This window comes from Desulfosporosinus orientis DSM 765 (assembly GCF_000235605.1).
GTDB classification, from domain to species: Bacteria; Bacillota; Desulfitobacteriia; order Desulfitobacteriales; family Desulfitobacteriaceae; genus Desulfosporosinus; species Desulfosporosinus orientis.
On record NC_016584.1, the window covers coordinates 1,452,077 to 1,468,105 of the forward strand.

General features: G+C 42.2%; 14 protein-coding genes. All 14 read left to right on the plus strand.

The annotated features are described in order from the left end of the window. Positions 1-33 precede the first annotated feature (33 nt). The 14 genes from DESOR_RS27800 to DESOR_RS06880 all read left to right on the plus strand — a co-directional run bounded on the left by DESOR_RS27800 (position 34) and on the right by DESOR_RS06880 (position 16,002). On the plus strand, positions 34-2,439 hold the full coding sequence (locus tag DESOR_RS27800; RefSeq protein ID WP_014183871.1) for a sensor histidine kinase: 2,406 nt from the start codon (positions 34-36) through the stop codon (positions 2,437-2,439). After that, a complete protein-coding gene (locus DESOR_RS06820; RefSeq protein WP_014183872.1) occupies positions 2,429-3,061 on the plus strand; it encodes a response regulator in 633 nt (210 codons plus the stop codon). Before DESOR_RS27800 ends, DESOR_RS06820 begins: the two co-directional genes overlap by 11 nt. Positions 3,062-3,204: 143 nt before the next feature. Continuing rightward, positions 3,205-3,645 carry a hypothetical protein gene (locus tag DESOR_RS06825; protein ID WP_148265234.1) on the plus strand — a complete coding sequence of 147 codons (441 nt, stop codon included), beginning with the start codon at positions 3,205-3,207 and terminating at the stop codon, positions 3,643-3,645. 277 nt (positions 3,646-3,922) lie between these two features. After that, on the plus strand, positions 3,923-4,489 hold the full coding sequence (locus DESOR_RS06830) for a lysophospholipid acyltransferase family protein (protein ID WP_242832465.1): 567 nt from the start codon (positions 3,923-3,925) through the stop codon (positions 4,487-4,489). Positions 4,490-4,516: 27 nt separating this feature from the next. Next, positions 4,517-5,479 carry an acyl-CoA dehydratase activase gene (locus tag DESOR_RS06835; RefSeq protein WP_014183875.1) on the plus strand — a complete coding sequence of 321 codons (963 nt, stop codon included), beginning with the start codon at positions 4,517-4,519 and terminating at the stop codon, positions 5,477-5,479. Then, the gene (locus tag DESOR_RS06840) at positions 5,460-6,446 is read left to right on the plus strand and encodes an acyl-CoA dehydratase activase-related protein (RefSeq protein WP_014183876.1); all 987 of its coding nucleotides are present in this window, start codon (positions 5,460-5,462) and stop codon (positions 6,444-6,446) included. Before DESOR_RS06835 ends, DESOR_RS06840 begins: the two co-directional genes overlap by 20 nt. Continuing rightward, entirely contained in the window at positions 6,436-7,542 is a 1,107-nt protein-coding gene (locus tag DESOR_RS06845) for an acyl-CoA dehydratase activase-related protein (RefSeq protein ID WP_014183877.1), read from the plus strand. The genes DESOR_RS06840 and DESOR_RS06845 overlap by 11 nt, the downstream gene beginning before the upstream one ends. Before the next feature lie 21 nt (positions 7,543-7,563). Next, on the plus strand, positions 7,564-8,412 hold the full coding sequence (locus DESOR_RS06850) for a phosphatidate cytidylyltransferase (RefSeq protein WP_014183878.1): 849 nt from the start codon (positions 7,564-7,566) through the stop codon (positions 8,410-8,412). A gap of 18 nt (positions 8,413-8,430) precedes the next feature. Further along, the gene (locus DESOR_RS06855) at positions 8,431-9,663 is read left to right on the plus strand and encodes an MFS transporter (protein WP_014183879.1); all 1,233 of its coding nucleotides are present in this window, start codon (positions 8,431-8,433) and stop codon (positions 9,661-9,663) included. Between the two features lie 38 nt (positions 9,664-9,701). Then, positions 9,702-10,313 carry a CDP-alcohol phosphatidyltransferase family protein gene (locus DESOR_RS06860; RefSeq protein WP_242832466.1) on the plus strand — a complete coding sequence of 204 codons (612 nt, stop codon included), beginning with the start codon at positions 9,702-9,704 and terminating at the stop codon, positions 10,311-10,313. 74 nt (positions 10,314-10,387) lie between these two features. Further along, the gene (locus DESOR_RS06865) at positions 10,388-11,614 is read left to right on the plus strand and encodes an aldo/keto reductase (RefSeq protein WP_014183881.1); all 1,227 of its coding nucleotides are present in this window, start codon (positions 10,388-10,390) and stop codon (positions 11,612-11,614) included. Between the two features lie 692 nt (positions 11,615-12,306). Beyond that, a complete protein-coding gene (locus DESOR_RS06870; RefSeq protein WP_014183883.1) occupies positions 12,307-13,875 on the plus strand; it encodes a sigma-54 interaction domain-containing protein in 1,569 nt (522 codons plus the stop codon). Between the two features lie 411 nt (positions 13,876-14,286). Continuing rightward, complete coding sequence (locus tag DESOR_RS06875) at positions 14,287-15,639, plus strand: acyclic terpene utilization AtuA family protein (protein ID WP_014183884.1); 1,353 nt, start codon at positions 14,287-14,289, stop codon at positions 15,637-15,639. A 3-nt stretch (positions 15,640-15,642) separates the two neighbouring features. Next, complete coding sequence (locus tag DESOR_RS06880; RefSeq protein WP_014183885.1) at positions 15,643-16,002, plus strand: AtuA-related protein; 360 nt, start codon at positions 15,643-15,645, stop codon at positions 16,000-16,002. The last annotated feature ends 27 nt before the right edge of the window (positions 16,003-16,029 follow it).

The following is a 16,029-nucleotide window of genomic DNA, read 5'->3' on the forward strand; positions in this document are numbered from 1 at the left end:
ATAAAGAAATTTTACTTTTCGGGAGGTGTCTGTGTGATCAGATTTCTTCGCTTTATCAGTGATAAATTTTTAGACAAACGGCTGGATTTCCGTGTTCGGCTGTTCAACGTACTAGCAATGGCGGGCATGACGATTGGTATCATAATGTCGGTTTTGGGTGTTTTTACAAACGCAGGATTTTGGAATATACTGGTTAACCTGATCGCTGCGGCGCTTGCGTTCTGCCTGCTGTACTACTCCTACAAGAGCGGCAAATATCAGCAGTGCTACATGTTCACCACGATTATCATCTTTCTGATCTTTTTCCCTGTCTTGTTTTTTAGCGCCGGAGGCTATCACAGCGGAATGCCTTCGTTCTTTGTGTTTGCCGTTTTGTTTACGGTCTTTATGCTGGAAGGCAAGAAAATGATTGTGATGTCGGTCATAGAAATGCTGGTCTACATAGGAATCTGCCTGGCTGCGTATGAGTATCCCCAAAGCGTCCGCTTTTTTCAAACGGAGCAGGAACTTTTAACGGACATCATCATCGGATTTTCCAGCGTTAGCCTTGTGCTGGGCGTTACCCTGTTCATTCATTTCAGAATGTACAACAAACAGCAGCGGGAGCTTGAAGCTGCCCGAGTGGAAGCGCTACGGCTCAGCAAAGCAAAGAGTAATTTTCTCGCCAATATGAGCCACGAAATCCGAACCCCCATCAATGTCATGCTAGGCATGAACGAAATGATTATTCGGGAAAGGGGCTCGGAGCGCGTCAGGGACTACAGCCTGAATATCCAAAACGCAGGCAAAACCCTTCTGGCTCTTATCGACAACATTCTGGACATGTCAAAAATCGAATCGGGGAAGCTGGAGATTGTATCAGAAAACTACCAGACGGCGGATTTAATTGATGATCTTGCCATGATTGGAATGGAACGGGTTGGCCGGTACGGTATCGGGTTTAAGGTTCAGGTTGACGAAAACCTGCCCTGCGGGCTAACCGGTGATTTTTTACATATCAAACAGGTGGTTGTCAACTTTTTAAGCAATGCGGCAAAGTATACGAAGCAGGGCGGTGTTACACTTTCCTTCGACCAAAAGCTGGGAAAGGCACCGGATGAAATACTGCTCTGCGTATCGGTTTCCGATACGGGGATCGGTATCAAAGAGGAAAACATCGCCTTGCTGTTTGATGCGTTCACCCGGGGGGATCTCCCCAACCATCGGAACATTGAAGGCACCGGCTTGGGTCTTGCCATAGCGAAAAAATTCACAGATCTGATGCAGGGGCGAATTGATGTAAAAAGCCGCTTGGGCCACGGCAGCGTCTTTTCCGTGGAGATTCTGCAAAAGGTTCACAATAAAACGCCGCTCCACAAGCGGACGATAACGGCAAAAGAGGAAACGGCAGCGGAAGGCAGCTTTATTGCTCCCGGCGGCAATGTCCTTGTGGTGGACGACAGCGCGGAAAACCTGCTGGTCGTAAAATCCCTGCTTTCCCGGACACTGCTGCGAGTGGATACGGCCATAAGCGGGAAGGAATGTATCAAGGCGGTTACGAAAAAACGCTATCATGTCATTCTAATGGATTATATGATGCCCGATATGGACGGTATCGACACACTGCGCGCTTTGAAGGAAATCCCCGGCTTTGAGACGCCGGTGGTGGCCCTGACCGCCAATGTTGTGGCCGGGGTAAAGCAAACCCTGCTGAATGCCGGGTTTATCGAATACTTATCCAAGCCCATCATGTGGAGGGATTTGGAGGAAACGCTCATGGGGCTTCTTCCCGCAGATCTGATAACGGTCAATAACCGGTGCGCACAGAATCTGATCCCCCCTGAGATCAAGAATAAGCTTGCGCGGGATGCGGCTGTTTACGGCATAGCCCTGGCGGAGGGTTTGGGTTATTTGAGCGGTGATATGGTCCAGTACAAAAATCTGGCGGTGTTTTTTGTGGAAAATTACGACAAGAGCAGGCGGGAAGCGGCGAAAGCTGAGACACAGAAAGACTGGCAGAGCCTGAAATTTACGGTTCATTCACTCAAAAGCAAAGCAAGAGCCGTGGGAGCCATCAATCTTTCCGATACTGCCGCCAAGGTGGAAAAGCAGTGTATGGAGGAAAACGATGCGTATATAAAAGTTACTATGCCCATCCTGTACTACGAATGGAGCTGGGCGCAGGAAGGTTTAAAGCAGCTTGTCGCACGGCTTGACGAGCTTCCGGCCGGGCAGATTGAAACAGAAAATACCGGCATCAGTATGGATGAGCTGCTGATACTGCTTAAACACAACCGGCAGCCGGACGCTCTTGCGGCACTTGAGCGCATGATTGCTTTGTCTCACAGGTCGGATACTATAGAACGTCTGCGGGAAATCTGGCAAAAGGTTGACGAGATTGAATTTCGGGAAGCGGAGCGCCTCCTGATTGGCATGGGAGGTGACGCAGTTGGAAGATAAAAACGCGGTTTTGATTGTTGACGACGATCCGGCGCTTCTTAAAATGGCGGGAGAAATCCTGAGGGGCAATTATGCGGTAAGCTGTGTGAAATCAGGGTATGAAGCGGTTGCCCTGCTGCAGACGGACTATAGGCCTGACATCATCCTGCTGGACATCGATATGCCCGGTCTGAGCGGCTTTGACACGCTGACCGCGTTGCGGGAAATAGAGGATGCGCAGGATATTCCCATTGTGTTTCTCACGGGAGTGACCAAAACAGAAGCGGAACTGAAGGGGCTGTCCTGCGGCGCGGTGGACTACATTACCAAGCCGTTTATCAAGGAAATCCTGTTGGCGCGGCTGAAGGTGCATCTGGAAAACGGCAAGCGGCTCCGTCAGCTTAGTATGGTGGAGAAAAACAGGCAGGAAATTCGGATCGACGAGGAAAAATTTGGACAGACATCAGCCGGTTTAAGTGATACAGAGAAGAAAATATTGCGGCTGATTGTGCTGGGCTACACCAATCAGGAAATAGGCGAGGCGCTCCACTATTCTTATAACTATGTAAAAAAAGTCGTCGGTACGATCTATGAGAAAAAGTACGTCAGCAAAAGAAGTGAATTGAAAAAACTATTTTTATAACAGTATTCCAGACAAAAGCCGGGAGAGTTCAAAGCCTCCGGTTTTTTTTTGCGCATTCTGCAAAAGAGGTAACTTTTAGGGTGTACTTGTTGGTTTTAAAAAATGTTATCTTGAACACAAGCGAAACGGAAAGGGTGATTTGTATGATTTGGCCAATCCGGGGGCCTGTTCCCGGCGTTTATTATGCTAACGCCCGGTTGATGCAGGTGGTATCCGACGAAGTGAGCGGCGACCTTCGGATACGGGCGGTTTTCGATGAACGGGAGGAACGGGAGCTTGTCTACGAAGGTATGTATTACAGCCAGCTTGATGAAAGCAGCGTAGGATTTGTGGTTACCCTTGCCGCCGAAATCACGCCGGCGCAGCTCATAGAGCCGGAGTACAGACAGGCAGCAGCCCGGCTCTATGACGATTGCGGGGCGGACGATGCCTTTCTAAGGGATATGCACAAACGGGGAAGCCGGTTATTTATCCACTATACGGACAAGGGCGGGTATCTTGTTCTGGCAAAGCGTTTGATTTGGGAAAAACAAGAAACAAGCCAGAAAGCTGGTGAAAACACAAACAGAACATCTTCCGGATGAGCAGGAAGTGTCAATGCGGCGAATCACAATGCTCCGATTATTCTAGCGGATGGCAGATTATCGGATCAAGTCACGAATTTTCTAAAGACCAAAAAACTGACGGTCGTTTGGATTTATTTGATTGCAATGGGTGTTTCTTAAGCAGAAATGCCTATTGCTACACAAGAAAATGATTGGAGACAAGATGAGTACGATAGTCAGGAAAATAAAATGGTTTTTCCTCGAATATGTTACATGGTGTTTTATATGGCCTTTTCTTTTGTTATGCAAATCTGAATTGAGAAACTATGATAATCTGCCCGCTGAACCCTATATTATGGCTTTTAATCATGTGAGTTATCTGGATTGGTTCATCATATATCCCTTCTTTAATAAAATTAAAGATAAAAGAATAATTTTCATTGGGAAAAAGAGACTTTTTGAACATCGCCTATTTAAACACTTTATGGAATATGCCAATGTTATTTGTGTTGACCAGGAAAAGGTGAATAAAGCGTTTCTTGTCCAGGTGAGGAAGATCTTAAAAGAAGGGAATATTTTAGGAATATTTCCGGAAGGAACGCGATCAGAGGATGGAAAGTTGCTTAAAGGGCAGTCGGGTATAACTCGTCTGGCGCTAATGAATAAGGTTCCGGTTGTTCCAGTGGGATTAAACGGATTTTATGATATCCTGCCTAAGGGCAAAAAGATACCAAGAATCCATAAGTTGGTGATTGATATCGGGGAACCGATCTATCTTGATCAATACTATGGAAAAAAACTAGCGGAAAATGAAATTGAGAGCATTACCCGCTTGATCATGACGCAGATTGGCCAGTTGACCCATCAGGAATATAACTATTAGTTCTAATCATCTGGGGAGGACATGGATTTGAACCACTATTACATCGGAGTCGATGTTGGCTCTGTGAGTACGAACCTCGTTTTAATGGACAGTAAGGACAATAAGAAACTCTCTGAGGCATTATATATCAGAACGAACGGACAGCCCTTGGAGAGTCTAAAAGAGGGATTTAGAATTCTCAAAGACAAGGGCTACCGCTCAAAGGATATTCTGGGGGTGGGTGTAACCGGAAGCGCGCGGGTATTAATTGGCAATATTATCGGTGCGGACTCCATCAAAAACGAAATTACAGCCCATGCTGTTGCGGCGGTCAGTTGTTATCCAAATGTAAAAACAGTGATTGAAATAGGCGGACAGGATTCCAAAATAATTATACTACGCGATGGTGTTGTCGTGGATTTTGCCATGAATACGATTTGTGCTGCAGGAACAGGTTCCTTTTTAGATCAGCAAGCTTTTCGCTTAAATATTCCGATTGAAGAGTTTGGCGATTTTGCGTTAAGAGCAGATGAACCGGTCCGCATTGCTGGACGGTGTACGGTATTTGCAGAAACGGATATGGTCCATAAACAACAGGAGGGGGCAACAAAAGAGCAAATTGTTGCCGGGTTGTGCGAGGCCTTAGCAAGGAATTATTTAAACAATGTAGCAAAGGGTAAACGTATTGAAGAGCCGGTACTCTTCCAGGGTGGAGTAGCCTTCAATACAGGAATTAGAAATGCCGTTGAAAAAGATTTGGGAGTTCAGCTTGTCATTCCGGATCACTTTAATGTTATGGGGGCCTTGGGAAGTGCGATTTTAGCGAAAGAAGCCATCCACGAAACAAATAAACCAACCATCTTCAAAGGGTTCGATATTATGCAGAGAAACCATCAGCTCAAGAGAGTCGAGTGCCAGGATTGTTCCAACACCTGTGAATTAACGGAAGTAACCGTTGCGGGTGAGATTGTAGCAAAGTGGGGAGACAGATGTGGGAAATGGCAGAAATGATAAATTGTTAGCTTCGAAAATCATCGGTATTCCTCGGGGATTAAGTTACTATTTGGATAATTTCTCATGGGATGCGTTTTTTAAGATTCTTGGTTATCGGGTTGAATACTCTGAGGATTCTTCGGCAGAAACTTTCGAAGCTGGGAATCAGTTTGCGGGGAGTGATCAGTGCTTTCCAGTTAAAGTTTATTACGGGCATGTCGTATCTTTATTGAAAAAAACAACGAATATATTTATCCCTCAGTTTACCAGTTTGGAGCAAGGGACGTATTGTTGTCCAAAAGTCATCGGCTTGCCTCAGCTCATTAAAAATACGATCCCTCAGGAATTCAACTTAATAACGGCGGAGATTGACCTAGGAAGAGAAAGATTTACCAAGCGTAATATAGCCTTATTGGCAAGGCAATTAAGTTGGAACCCCTTAAGAATCTCTAGAGCTGTAACCTATTTTGTTCAAAACAGAAAAAGACTGCCTTTGGAAATCCCTGCGGCAGAAAAGGTTGCTGGCCCTTGCCGGGACCAAGGACAGAATGGGTTGATAGGTGTTGTCGCCCATCAATATGCTTTGCATGATTCCCTTCTTAATATGGGAATCATGAATCGACTTCAGGAATACGGTTTTGATTATATTACATCTGAGCACTATCCCAGACCAGGGTCGCCAACAAATTGCCCGGATTATTTTAACCGGAGAGCGCCGCATTGGGATTTTGGACAGAACATCCTGCATGCTGTTCAAGCCATGCTGTTGGATAGGAACATCCGGGGCATCATATTTATCACTTTTTTTGGCTGTGGTATTGACGCCTTTTTGGAAGAAATCTTCAAAGATCAAATTTGTGACCAAAAGCCATATTTAGGCCTAACTTTAGACGAACATTCAGGAGAAGCTGGCTTGATGACCAGAATCGAAGCATTTTTAGATATGATGATTCGAAAAGAGGGGAAAAACAAAAATGCAGGCTAAAATTACCTTTCCCCATGCCGGAGAGTATTATGTTGTGTTTAAGCATTTATTATCCAACCTGGGCTATGAAGTTATCCTACCTCCGCCGACCAGTCAGAAAACACTGGATATCGGGATTAAATTGGCTCCGGCTCAGGCTTGCCTGCCATTTAAGATTACTTTGGGGAATTTAGTCGAGGGGATTGAAAATGGAGCCAATGTGGTTGGAATGATCGGCGGAAAAACTGGAATTTGCCGATTGGCGTATTATAGTGAAATGTATCAGAAAATTTTAGCCGATAACGGCTATCGTGTTGAGTTATTAGCGGTCAAAGCTAAAAAAGAATTCTGGCTGAATGTCAAAAAGCATCATCCGGCGCTGACGCTTCAGCAATTTATGAAGACTATCCGGGGATTCTGGAGAAGATTGGTTATCTTTGAATTGATTAGAGAAAGGTCGTTGGAAATTCGGCCCTATGAAATCAACAGAGGCGATTGTACCAGAATGAAACAGAGATTCCTCCGAAAATTAGAGCAAACCACCGATTCTTCCGAGTTGAAAGCACTCAAGCAGGAAATTATCAAAGGCTTTGATGCTATCCCCATTGACAAGAATAGAAAGATCATCAAACTTGGTTTGGTTGGGGAATTTTTCCTGCTGATTGATCAATTTTCCACAATGAATATGGAGGAATTTCTTGGGAATAACGGTGTTTTGCTTAAGTACTCCTTAAGCTTTTCCGAATTCTTTGTGGGGTCTTTGAAGCAAAAAAGATTCCTGGATAACTATCTGCCAACCCATAATAACCAAGTCTATAAATACGCCCAAAAGTATATCACCAGGCCAATTGGCGGGCACGGCAGAGAGTCTATCGGTGAAGCAATTGTCTTTAAGCAAAAGGGTTATGATGGGGTTATCCACCTCTATCCTTTTTCTTGCATGCCTGAAGTTGTTGCTGGTTCAATTGTGCCTAAGGTCAGCGCTGATTGGGGGATTCCCATTTTAAGTATCTGCATGGATGAGCATACGGGGGAAGCTGGTTTTAAAACCCGGTTGGAAGCGTTTACAGATATGATCAAACGAAAAAAATACCCTTTTACTGCTGAAAATGAATAAGGAATACGTGGGGGTATCTCAATGATTTTACGGGCCTATCTCTTTTTTCTATGCGTGATTATCATTATTTTCGCTATTGCCTATGTTAAGAAGAGCAGAGAGACAGTCTTACGAGTGGCTTCATTTTTTGGTATTTTGAATGTTTTTTCTCTTGCTTCCATCCTGGGCATTGACGCCATTTTCGTCTTGGTTTCCCTAATTCTCCTTTTAGGCATTTATGAATTGGCCAAGAATTACAAAATTAAGTACCCCATAATCTTTGCTATGGCCGTAGCAGGATGCTATTTGTTGATGCTATATTTTGATTCGTATCTGATCTATTGTATACCCACCTTCCTTCTGTTGGCGGTTTTGACCTTCGCCGGGACGTTAAACATGATCAGCAATCCTTTATACGTCTATTTTTTAGGGGTATTGTCCCTAGCTGTTTCCGCTGCAAGTTTGGTGGTCCTATACACAATAAATCCTGATACGATTTGGTTTCTAATCGCTATGCTGGCCTTTAACGATGTGACAGGATATTTCGCAGGTAGAAAATTTGGCAAAACTTTGATATTTAAAATTCTAAGCCCCAACAAAACCCTTGAAGGTTATATCGGAGGATTGGGAGGATTACTGGCAGGTCTCATTCTGTTTCATACCATCATCCCTGTTTTAGCCGAAACTTCACTATTACAGAATTTAATTCTGCTTAGTTCCATTTATATTTTTGGGAATGCCGGCGATTTATTGTTTTCTAAGATTAAACGAAGTGTGGGAATAAAAGATTTCAGCAACTTTCTGCCAGGGCATGGCGGTATTCTTGATAGGTTTGACAGTACTTTAACAGTCTCTCCGCTGCTGTTCATGTTTTTACACTACATGAAATAGAGGGAGGCCAGTTACACCGTGAAAAGCACTTTAATATTCAAGAGAAATACAATCTACTTCTTTACTTCGTTTATTTGGACGGCAACCCTAAGTGTTTTACCTCAAATTTATTTCATGGCTAATTACCCTGAACACAAGAATACCTTCCTAAGCTTATTTCTTTTGTTAGGAACCCTGGCTTCCATTGCAGGAATTCTTACTTCCCAGAACGATAAGTTCTATTCCACTATGATCGCTCCTGCGTGCCGCAGAAACCGCTTAACTGTTTGCTGTACTTTGACAATGGCAGCATCTTTCTCCGGACTTCTTTGGATAAAAAACTTGAGCTTCTATTTTGCCTTCTTTATATTAATGAAATTTGGTTCAAATTTATTTTATAACTATATTGACCGTTTTTTTGTTTCGGAATCCGATCCGGAACAGTTGGAAATCCATGTCCGCTCCAATCTTTTTTTTCAACTGCTGGGCATTATGCTTGCACCGCTTTATTTCTCGTTCTTCGCTGCCAAAACAATGCAGACTATTGTCTTAATATGGATAATTGCCCTGCTAAGTATAATTTTTATTATCGAAAATCCGAAAGAAATCAGTCCTGATTTTAGAGAAAATGAGCGGTCGTTTCCCCCAAAAAAGTTCAGTTTTTATGATCAGTTATTTGTTGCCTATTCAGCATTAATCTTAACTGCCGTAACCATGCTGGTTTCCATGATGATCTATATTTTGAAAGATTATTATCAATTCAATAACCCAACGGCAAAAGGAGGAACGATGATTGGAGTCATCAGTATCTTTGCAGTGATCACAGTCTTAATGTCCGGATTTTTATCAAAGCGACAAATCAAGATGAAAAACAGCCCAAAATTTTCTGCTAAACCAAACGGTATCGCCATTTTGGTATTGATCCTGATAACGTTGGTCTTTTATTTGAAAATTTCCAGGTCTTATTCTATCCTTCTATGTTTGTGTTCTTTTGCCGGAATTTCCTATGGGATATTTCTTTTCTGTACCAGAAGTTATGCCAGCAGCGCCTCAGAAAATATGGGATTGATCTCGATATACAACAACCTGCCGAACTATGCCTCATTGGCGTGCTACTTGATGACTCTTTCGCTATCGCTGGTAGCAAAAACACATGTACTGGATTTCTGTAAGTTAATGCTGGGTACTATTTTGGATTTCTTTGTGCTGGCCTTAATAATGTTGTATTTAATGGCTATGAAAAAATCTTCCGCAGAAAAAGGAATCATCTAAAGCGGAGTCAACACAAAATTCTAAGTAACGGAGGGTTGGTGTTGAATAAAAAATTTGTTTATCTAAAGTACTTGAATATCCCCAATACCATGACCGGATGCTCTCTGGCCATTGGCTTTATCACCTTGACGCTAATTTTCAAGCATGAGCTAAAGATAGCCTTAACGCTCTATGTATTGACCCTGTTACTGGACCGGCTTGATGGGATTGTTGCCCGAAAATTCGGAATGGAATCAGACTTCGGCAAACAACTGGATAGTTTGGCAGACTTTTTTAACTTTTGTATCGTGCCTGCGGTTATTGCATATTTCATGGGGTTGAATTCCGTATTATCGGTGCTGATTCTGATTGCCTATATTCTTTCAGGTGTAAGCAGGCTGGCCCATTTCAATCTGGATGGGATGGAGGAAATTGATGGCAAAAAGTTTTTTTCAGGTATTCCCACTACGCTTGCAGCGAGCTGGTTTTTGATAATCGTTTCTTTGCTTGAAATATTCAATCTGCTGCATTTTCGTTATCTTTTGCTCCTGTTTCTTGGCGTTTTAGCCGTTTTGATGATTGCCCCTTTGAAGTGCGACAAAAATGGATGGCTTGTTAAGTCCCTATACTTGTTGATTCCAGCAGCAGTTGGTTTTTTGTGGGTATTTTAGCAAGATATTTGTGTCAAATGTTGTTCGTTGTTGCAAATTGTGATGAATTGAAATGGGGTGACGGGATAAGAAGTATGCTTTATAGAGAAATGGGTAAAACAGGCGATAAGGTTTCAATTCTAGGTTTTGGCTGCATGCGTTTTCAGGAAATAAACGGGAGAATCGATGGGCAGCAAACAGAAAGGCAGCTTCTTCAGGCGATAGATAGTGGTGTTAACTATTTTGATACGGCGTATGTCTATCATGGCGGAAAAAGTGAAAGCTTCTTAGGAGAGGTTTTTTCAAAGGGGATAAGAAATAGCGTGAAAATCGCCACCAAGCTGCCAACTTATTTAGTCCAGTCCAGAAGAGGGATGGATGAGGTTTTGGAAACGCAGTTGAAAAGGCTTAAGACCGATCGAATCGACTATTACCTCCTGCATATGCTTACGGATTTCGCTTCCTGGGAAAAGATGAAACGTCTTGGTATTCTGGATTTTTTGCAGAAAGCCAAGCTGGACGGTAAAATTATTTATACGGGTTTTTCTTTTCACGGTGACCGAGAGAATTTTAAGCTGATTGTCGATGACTATGACTGGGACATGTGCCAAATTCAGTACAACTACCTTGACGAATATTACCAGGCGGGAACTGAAGGCCTAAAGTATGCAGCTTCCAAAGGTCTGGGTGTCGTTGTCATGGAGCCGCTCCGGGGAGGGAGATTGGTGGGCAGGATTCCTATGGAGGTTGAAAAAATCTGGAGTAGGGCCGAAATACAGAGGACACCTGCCGAATGGGCCTTGCGCTGGGTTTGGGATCATCCTGAGGTAACGATGCTGTTGTCAGGGATGAATGAAGAAGCACATATTAGTGAAAATATTCGTATAGCAGGGGAGGCTTATCCGAATTCCTTGCCAAAGGAAGAATTGGCTGTCGTGAACAGAGTCAAGGAGGTTTATCAAAACCTGCTAAAGGTTGGCTGCACAGGCTGCAGATATTGTATGCCCTGTCCGTCAGGCGTCGATATTCCAAACTGCCTGGGTATTTATAATGATAAGCATCTTTTTCAGACTAAACGGACGAAAATCCATTATTTTCTCATGACAAGCGGTTTAGTCGGAGGTGTACCTACCTATGCCTCACGATGTATCGGTTGTGGAAAGTGTGAGAAAGTTTGTCCACAGCATATAGAGATCCGGAGGCACTTGAAGGACGTTGCAAGGACGATGGAATACCCGGCTATGAAGCAGTTGACTGGGCTTATTCATTGGGGTATCAAGGGATATGATTTAGTAAAGAAGAGGAAAAATTCCTTCGATTGATTCTTAAATTTCAAGCATTACTCTGATATATCTGACATGAAACGGCTAGCGCGTAGTTTTCTCGCGCTTTGTTTTTTGCTGGCGATAAATTGCATGCGCTTGCAGGTATTGAAATTTACCAGCGAATCTGTCTACGTGCTCAATGTTGTTCCCACATTAATCCATTCGGCACACCGGATTATGGTGTTACATTGGATAACGTTTATGCGATTTTAAGAAGTGAGATGTAAACGTGACAAAGGCCAGCGGCGCTCGTATGGGCGTGCAAATGAAGGAAGCGGGACGGTAAACGTATCCGAAGCCATCAGTAACTAAAATTATACCAATCTACTCTGTCAATATTGGGTTGCTGTTAGTGGAATACAAAAATGTGGATGAGATTAGACAAAGTGATGTACTGGGATTGACGGGATTGTACGCATGTTGGAGCAAGTAACTTCTTAAGTGTTAGGAAAAAGAAGGATTAAATAGTGCTAGATCCAGAGGCGAAAAATGAAGATGACAAAGCATCAAGCAGGAAAATGAGTCTAAGGGCTTGAATTTGTCGGTTAGACAAATAGGATTTTATTTCTATGAATTCGTTCAACTTTAGCTGGATTCAGAGGCTTCAGTGGGGGGAGACTACCCCACCGAAGCGGAAATCGAAACACACTTATATAAGTGTGTCTCGGAGTTTATGAAAGGAGATAGAAATGAAAATACTAGATATCATGAAACCTTGGAGTGGCAAAAAGCAGATAAATAATGGAATCAATGAAAATTCTAATGTACATAATTTAAAAATTGACGATATAATTTGGAGTAGCTCATTTATTGAAGTAATGAATGATGAGGGTAATAAGACTGGAGAAGTGGCTAAAGATTTATTGTTATACCTTCTTAAGGTCACAGCTATGTGGATGCTGAGCGATATTATGGATAATTTCCAAGAGGCTGTCATTGCAATTGATTTGGAAGGTAAAATTTTCTATGTAAATAATGCATATTCCAGGATTCTTGGTGTTTCAACACGTAATATTATAGGAAGACAAATTCAAGAAATAGAACCAGAAGCAGAAATATTAAACGTAATTGATACCAAAATATCTATTATTAAAAAGAACCAATATATAAAAACACTAGATAAATATGTTTCGGTACATATATTTCCAATTGAACGAGATGGAGAGTTAAAAGCAGTTACATCAATTTTTACGGATTCAACGGCTGAAGTTAAATTGGGTCAAGAAGTGGAGAATGCTAATGAAATTGCTATGTCGTACAGGCGGCAAGTGGAAGCGCAAAATGAATTGTCGAAACTGGAGATTATAGGAAATAGTCCGAGTTTTATAAGAACAGTTTCACAGGCGTTAATTGTTGCTAAAACAGAGGCCTCGGTACTGATTAAAGGAGAAAATGGAGTTGGAAAAGAAGAAATTGCAAAAGTTATATACTCGCATAGTGAACGAAAAGATCGTCCAATGATTATGGTTAATTGTGCAGCAATACCAGAAAATCTAATTGAAAGTGAACTCTTCGGATATGAAGGGGGTTCATTTACAGGCGCAAAATCCGGCGGAAAGATGGGTAAATTTGAATTAGCTAATGGAGGAACATTGTTTCTTGATGAAATTGGTGATATGCCTTTATCAATGCAGTCAAAATTGTTGAGAGTATTAGAAAATAGAGAAATCGAGAAGATAGGCAGGCAGAAAAATATTCCTGTGGATATAAGGCTGATTGCTGCATCAAATCAACCGCTGGAAATTTTGATCAAAGAAAAGAAGTTTAGGCAGGATTTATACTTTAGACTTAACATAGTAGAAATTGAAGTACCTTCATTAAGAGAGCGTATGGAGGATATCGGGTTACTGGCAAATTATTTTCTGCAAAAGTATAACGAAAAATATGGGAAGTCCATAGTTCTTTCTCAAGAAGTGCTTTCATTTTTATATTCCTACAGTTGGCCGGGAAATGTTCGTGAACTTCAAAACTGCATGGAATATGCTGGAATAATGTGCTTTGAGGATACTTTTAAGCTTAATCATCTGCCGCCGCATATGAAAGAATCAATTGGATTAACTGTTGAAAAAGAAAATGATTTTGACTATGAAAACGGAACGTTAAAAGAAGCTGTAGAAGCCTTTGAAAAGAAGATAATTGTAAGTGCAATTTCAGCATGTGGGGGGAACAGAAGCAAAGCAATGAAATTGTTAGGACTTAGTAGAAGAACCTTTTATCGTAAACTCAAAGAGTATAAAATTTATTGTAGCGGAAAGTAAACAAGAGTGGCAATAATGCCCGCAGAATATTATTCGAACATTGAATCTGTATCAATAATGGCACTGATTTAGCCCTTAAAAAGGGCTAAAACTGTTTTAAGATATAATTTAATTTTGGATTAGGAAATGTGGAGTATAACGGGGTTGAACTTTCGGAACTAAAATAAATAGTAACCTTAGGAATGTATAATTCAGAATATTTTAATTATTGGCACAAAACTTGCAACTTTAAGAATTTAAAAGGAGGGATAAATCTGAAAATAAAGTTACAGCTATTGTTTCACATGCATGGTTGTGCAGTTCATACTGAAATTCACACTGCTACTGCTCACTTAAGTTAGAAGAAGTCTCGACAGTAGTCGGAGTATTAGGCTAGGTGCATTGAAAATTATTTAAGGAGAGGGCGATTATATGAAGTCAGTTAGAATTGGGGCCTCGGTAGGTTTTTGGGGTGATGTATTTACTTCTGCTGTTGATGTGGCCAAATATGGAAATGTTAAATATATTTGTGGAGACTCGTTAGCAGAGTTGACAATGGCCATTCTTCAGAAAGCTAAGAAGAAAAATCCTAGTGATGGGTATACAAAAGATGTCTTTCCTCTAATGAATGCTCTATTGCCAGTCTGCATGGAAAAAAGAATTAAGATTATCAGCAATTGCGGCGGACTCAACCCAATGGGAGCTGCAGAAGCAGTAAAGGGAATTGCACAAAAACTTGGTTTGTCGAATATTAAGATAGCCGTTGTTGAGGGCGATAATATCAAGGATCGCCTGCGTGAGTTCTGCGAAAAAGGTTATTTGAACCATGAGGAAGATTTAGACAATCTTGAGGATAAGTATATGTTTGCCAATGCTTATCTGGGTGGAAGAGAAGTAGCCATGGCCTTAGAAACCGGTGCTGACATTGTAATTACCGGCAGGACCACTGACACCGGGCAATTTTTGGGTCCAGCTATCTATGAATTTGGCTGGACGGATGGAGATTGGAACAAGCTGGCTCAAGGCATCGTCATGGGTCATCTGATGGAGTGTTCAGGACAAGGTACAGGCGGTAATTTCAGCGGTGAATGGTGGAAAGTTGAGAATCTTGGAAGTCATGGTTATCCCGTTTCGGAAATTTATGAAAACGGTGAATTTATTTTCACCAACCCAGAAAACACAGGCGGCCTAGTCTGCGTCGATTCTGTGAAGGAGCAATTGCTGTATGAAATTCATGATCCTAACAACTATCTGACGCCTGACGTTTCGGTGGATTTCACATCTATCAAGTTAGAAGATGTAGGGAAAAATCAGGTTAAGGTTTCCGGTGCCACCGGCAATCCAAAACCCAAAACCCTGAAGGCCACCATGGGATACTCTAGTGGTTATGTTGGTGAAGGGCGAATTACCTACGCTTGGCCGGATGCACTGCCAAAGGCCAGAAAAGCCGAGGAAATTATCAGACACAGAATAGAGATGCAGGGGATTAAATACGAAGAAATTCACAGCGAATATATCGGCATTAACTCGATTCATGGACCCTTGGCACCGGAACCCGAAGTTGAGCCAAATGAAGTAATGCTGAGAGTTGCAATGCGGACTGCTTCCAAGGATGACGCCGCCAAAATCGGCAGAGAATTTCCATCGATGGTGTTAAATGGTCCGCCTCATGCAACTGGTCTGAGTGGGATGCAGCCGGTACGAGAATTGATTGGTCAAAATTCGGCGTACATTCCAAGGGAAGAGATTGAAGCCTATGTAAAAATATCGGTTGTGGAGGTGTAGCAAATGGCATTGGTTCAACTTTCCGAAATTGCTCAAACAAGATCCGGCGACAAGGGAGATAGTAGTGATGTTTCCATATTTGCCCAAAATAAAGAGCTATATGAAATATTTAAACAGGAAATTACGGAGGAACGCGTATTTGAACACTTTAAGCAACTGGTTACCGGACCGGTGCAAAGATTCGAAATGGATAATCTGCTCGCACTTAAGTTTTTAATCGACGGGGCCCTGGCGGGGGGAGCATCTCAATCTTTACGCAGTGACAGCCTGGGTAAGTGCTTTGGTTCCAATCTTTTACGCATGAAAATAGAAGTCCCAGATCATATTTTAGCAGGTGCAAAGTGTTTTAGATATCCTAATTAAAAACGGAATTATCAGCATCTGATACTC

Excerpts from the sequence above, each read along its gene's own strand:
- DESOR_RS06825 (WP_148265234.1), top strand. The coding sequence starts at position 3,205 with ATGATTTGGCCAATCCGGGGGCCTGTTCCCGGCGTTTATTATGCTAAC.
- DESOR_RS06845 (WP_014183877.1), top strand. The coding sequence starts at position 6,436 with ATGCAGGCTAAAATTACCTTTCCCCATGCCGGAGAGTATTATGTTGTG.
- DESOR_RS06850 (WP_014183878.1), top strand. The coding sequence starts at position 7,564 with ATGATTTTACGGGCCTATCTCTTTTTTCTATGCGTGATTATCATTATT.
- DESOR_RS06865 (WP_014183881.1), top strand. The coding sequence starts at position 10,388 with ATGCTTTATAGAGAAATGGGTAAAACAGGCGATAAGGTTTCAATTCTA.
- DESOR_RS06870 (WP_014183883.1), top strand. The coding sequence starts at position 12,307 with ATGAAAATACTAGATATCATGAAACCTTGGAGTGGCAAAAAGCAGATA.
- DESOR_RS06875 (WP_014183884.1), top strand. The coding sequence starts at position 14,287 with ATGAAGTCAGTTAGAATTGGGGCCTCGGTAGGTTTTTGGGGTGATGTA.
- DESOR_RS06880 (WP_014183885.1), top strand. The coding sequence starts at position 15,643 with ATGGCATTGGTTCAACTTTCCGAAATTGCTCAAACAAGATCCGGCGAC.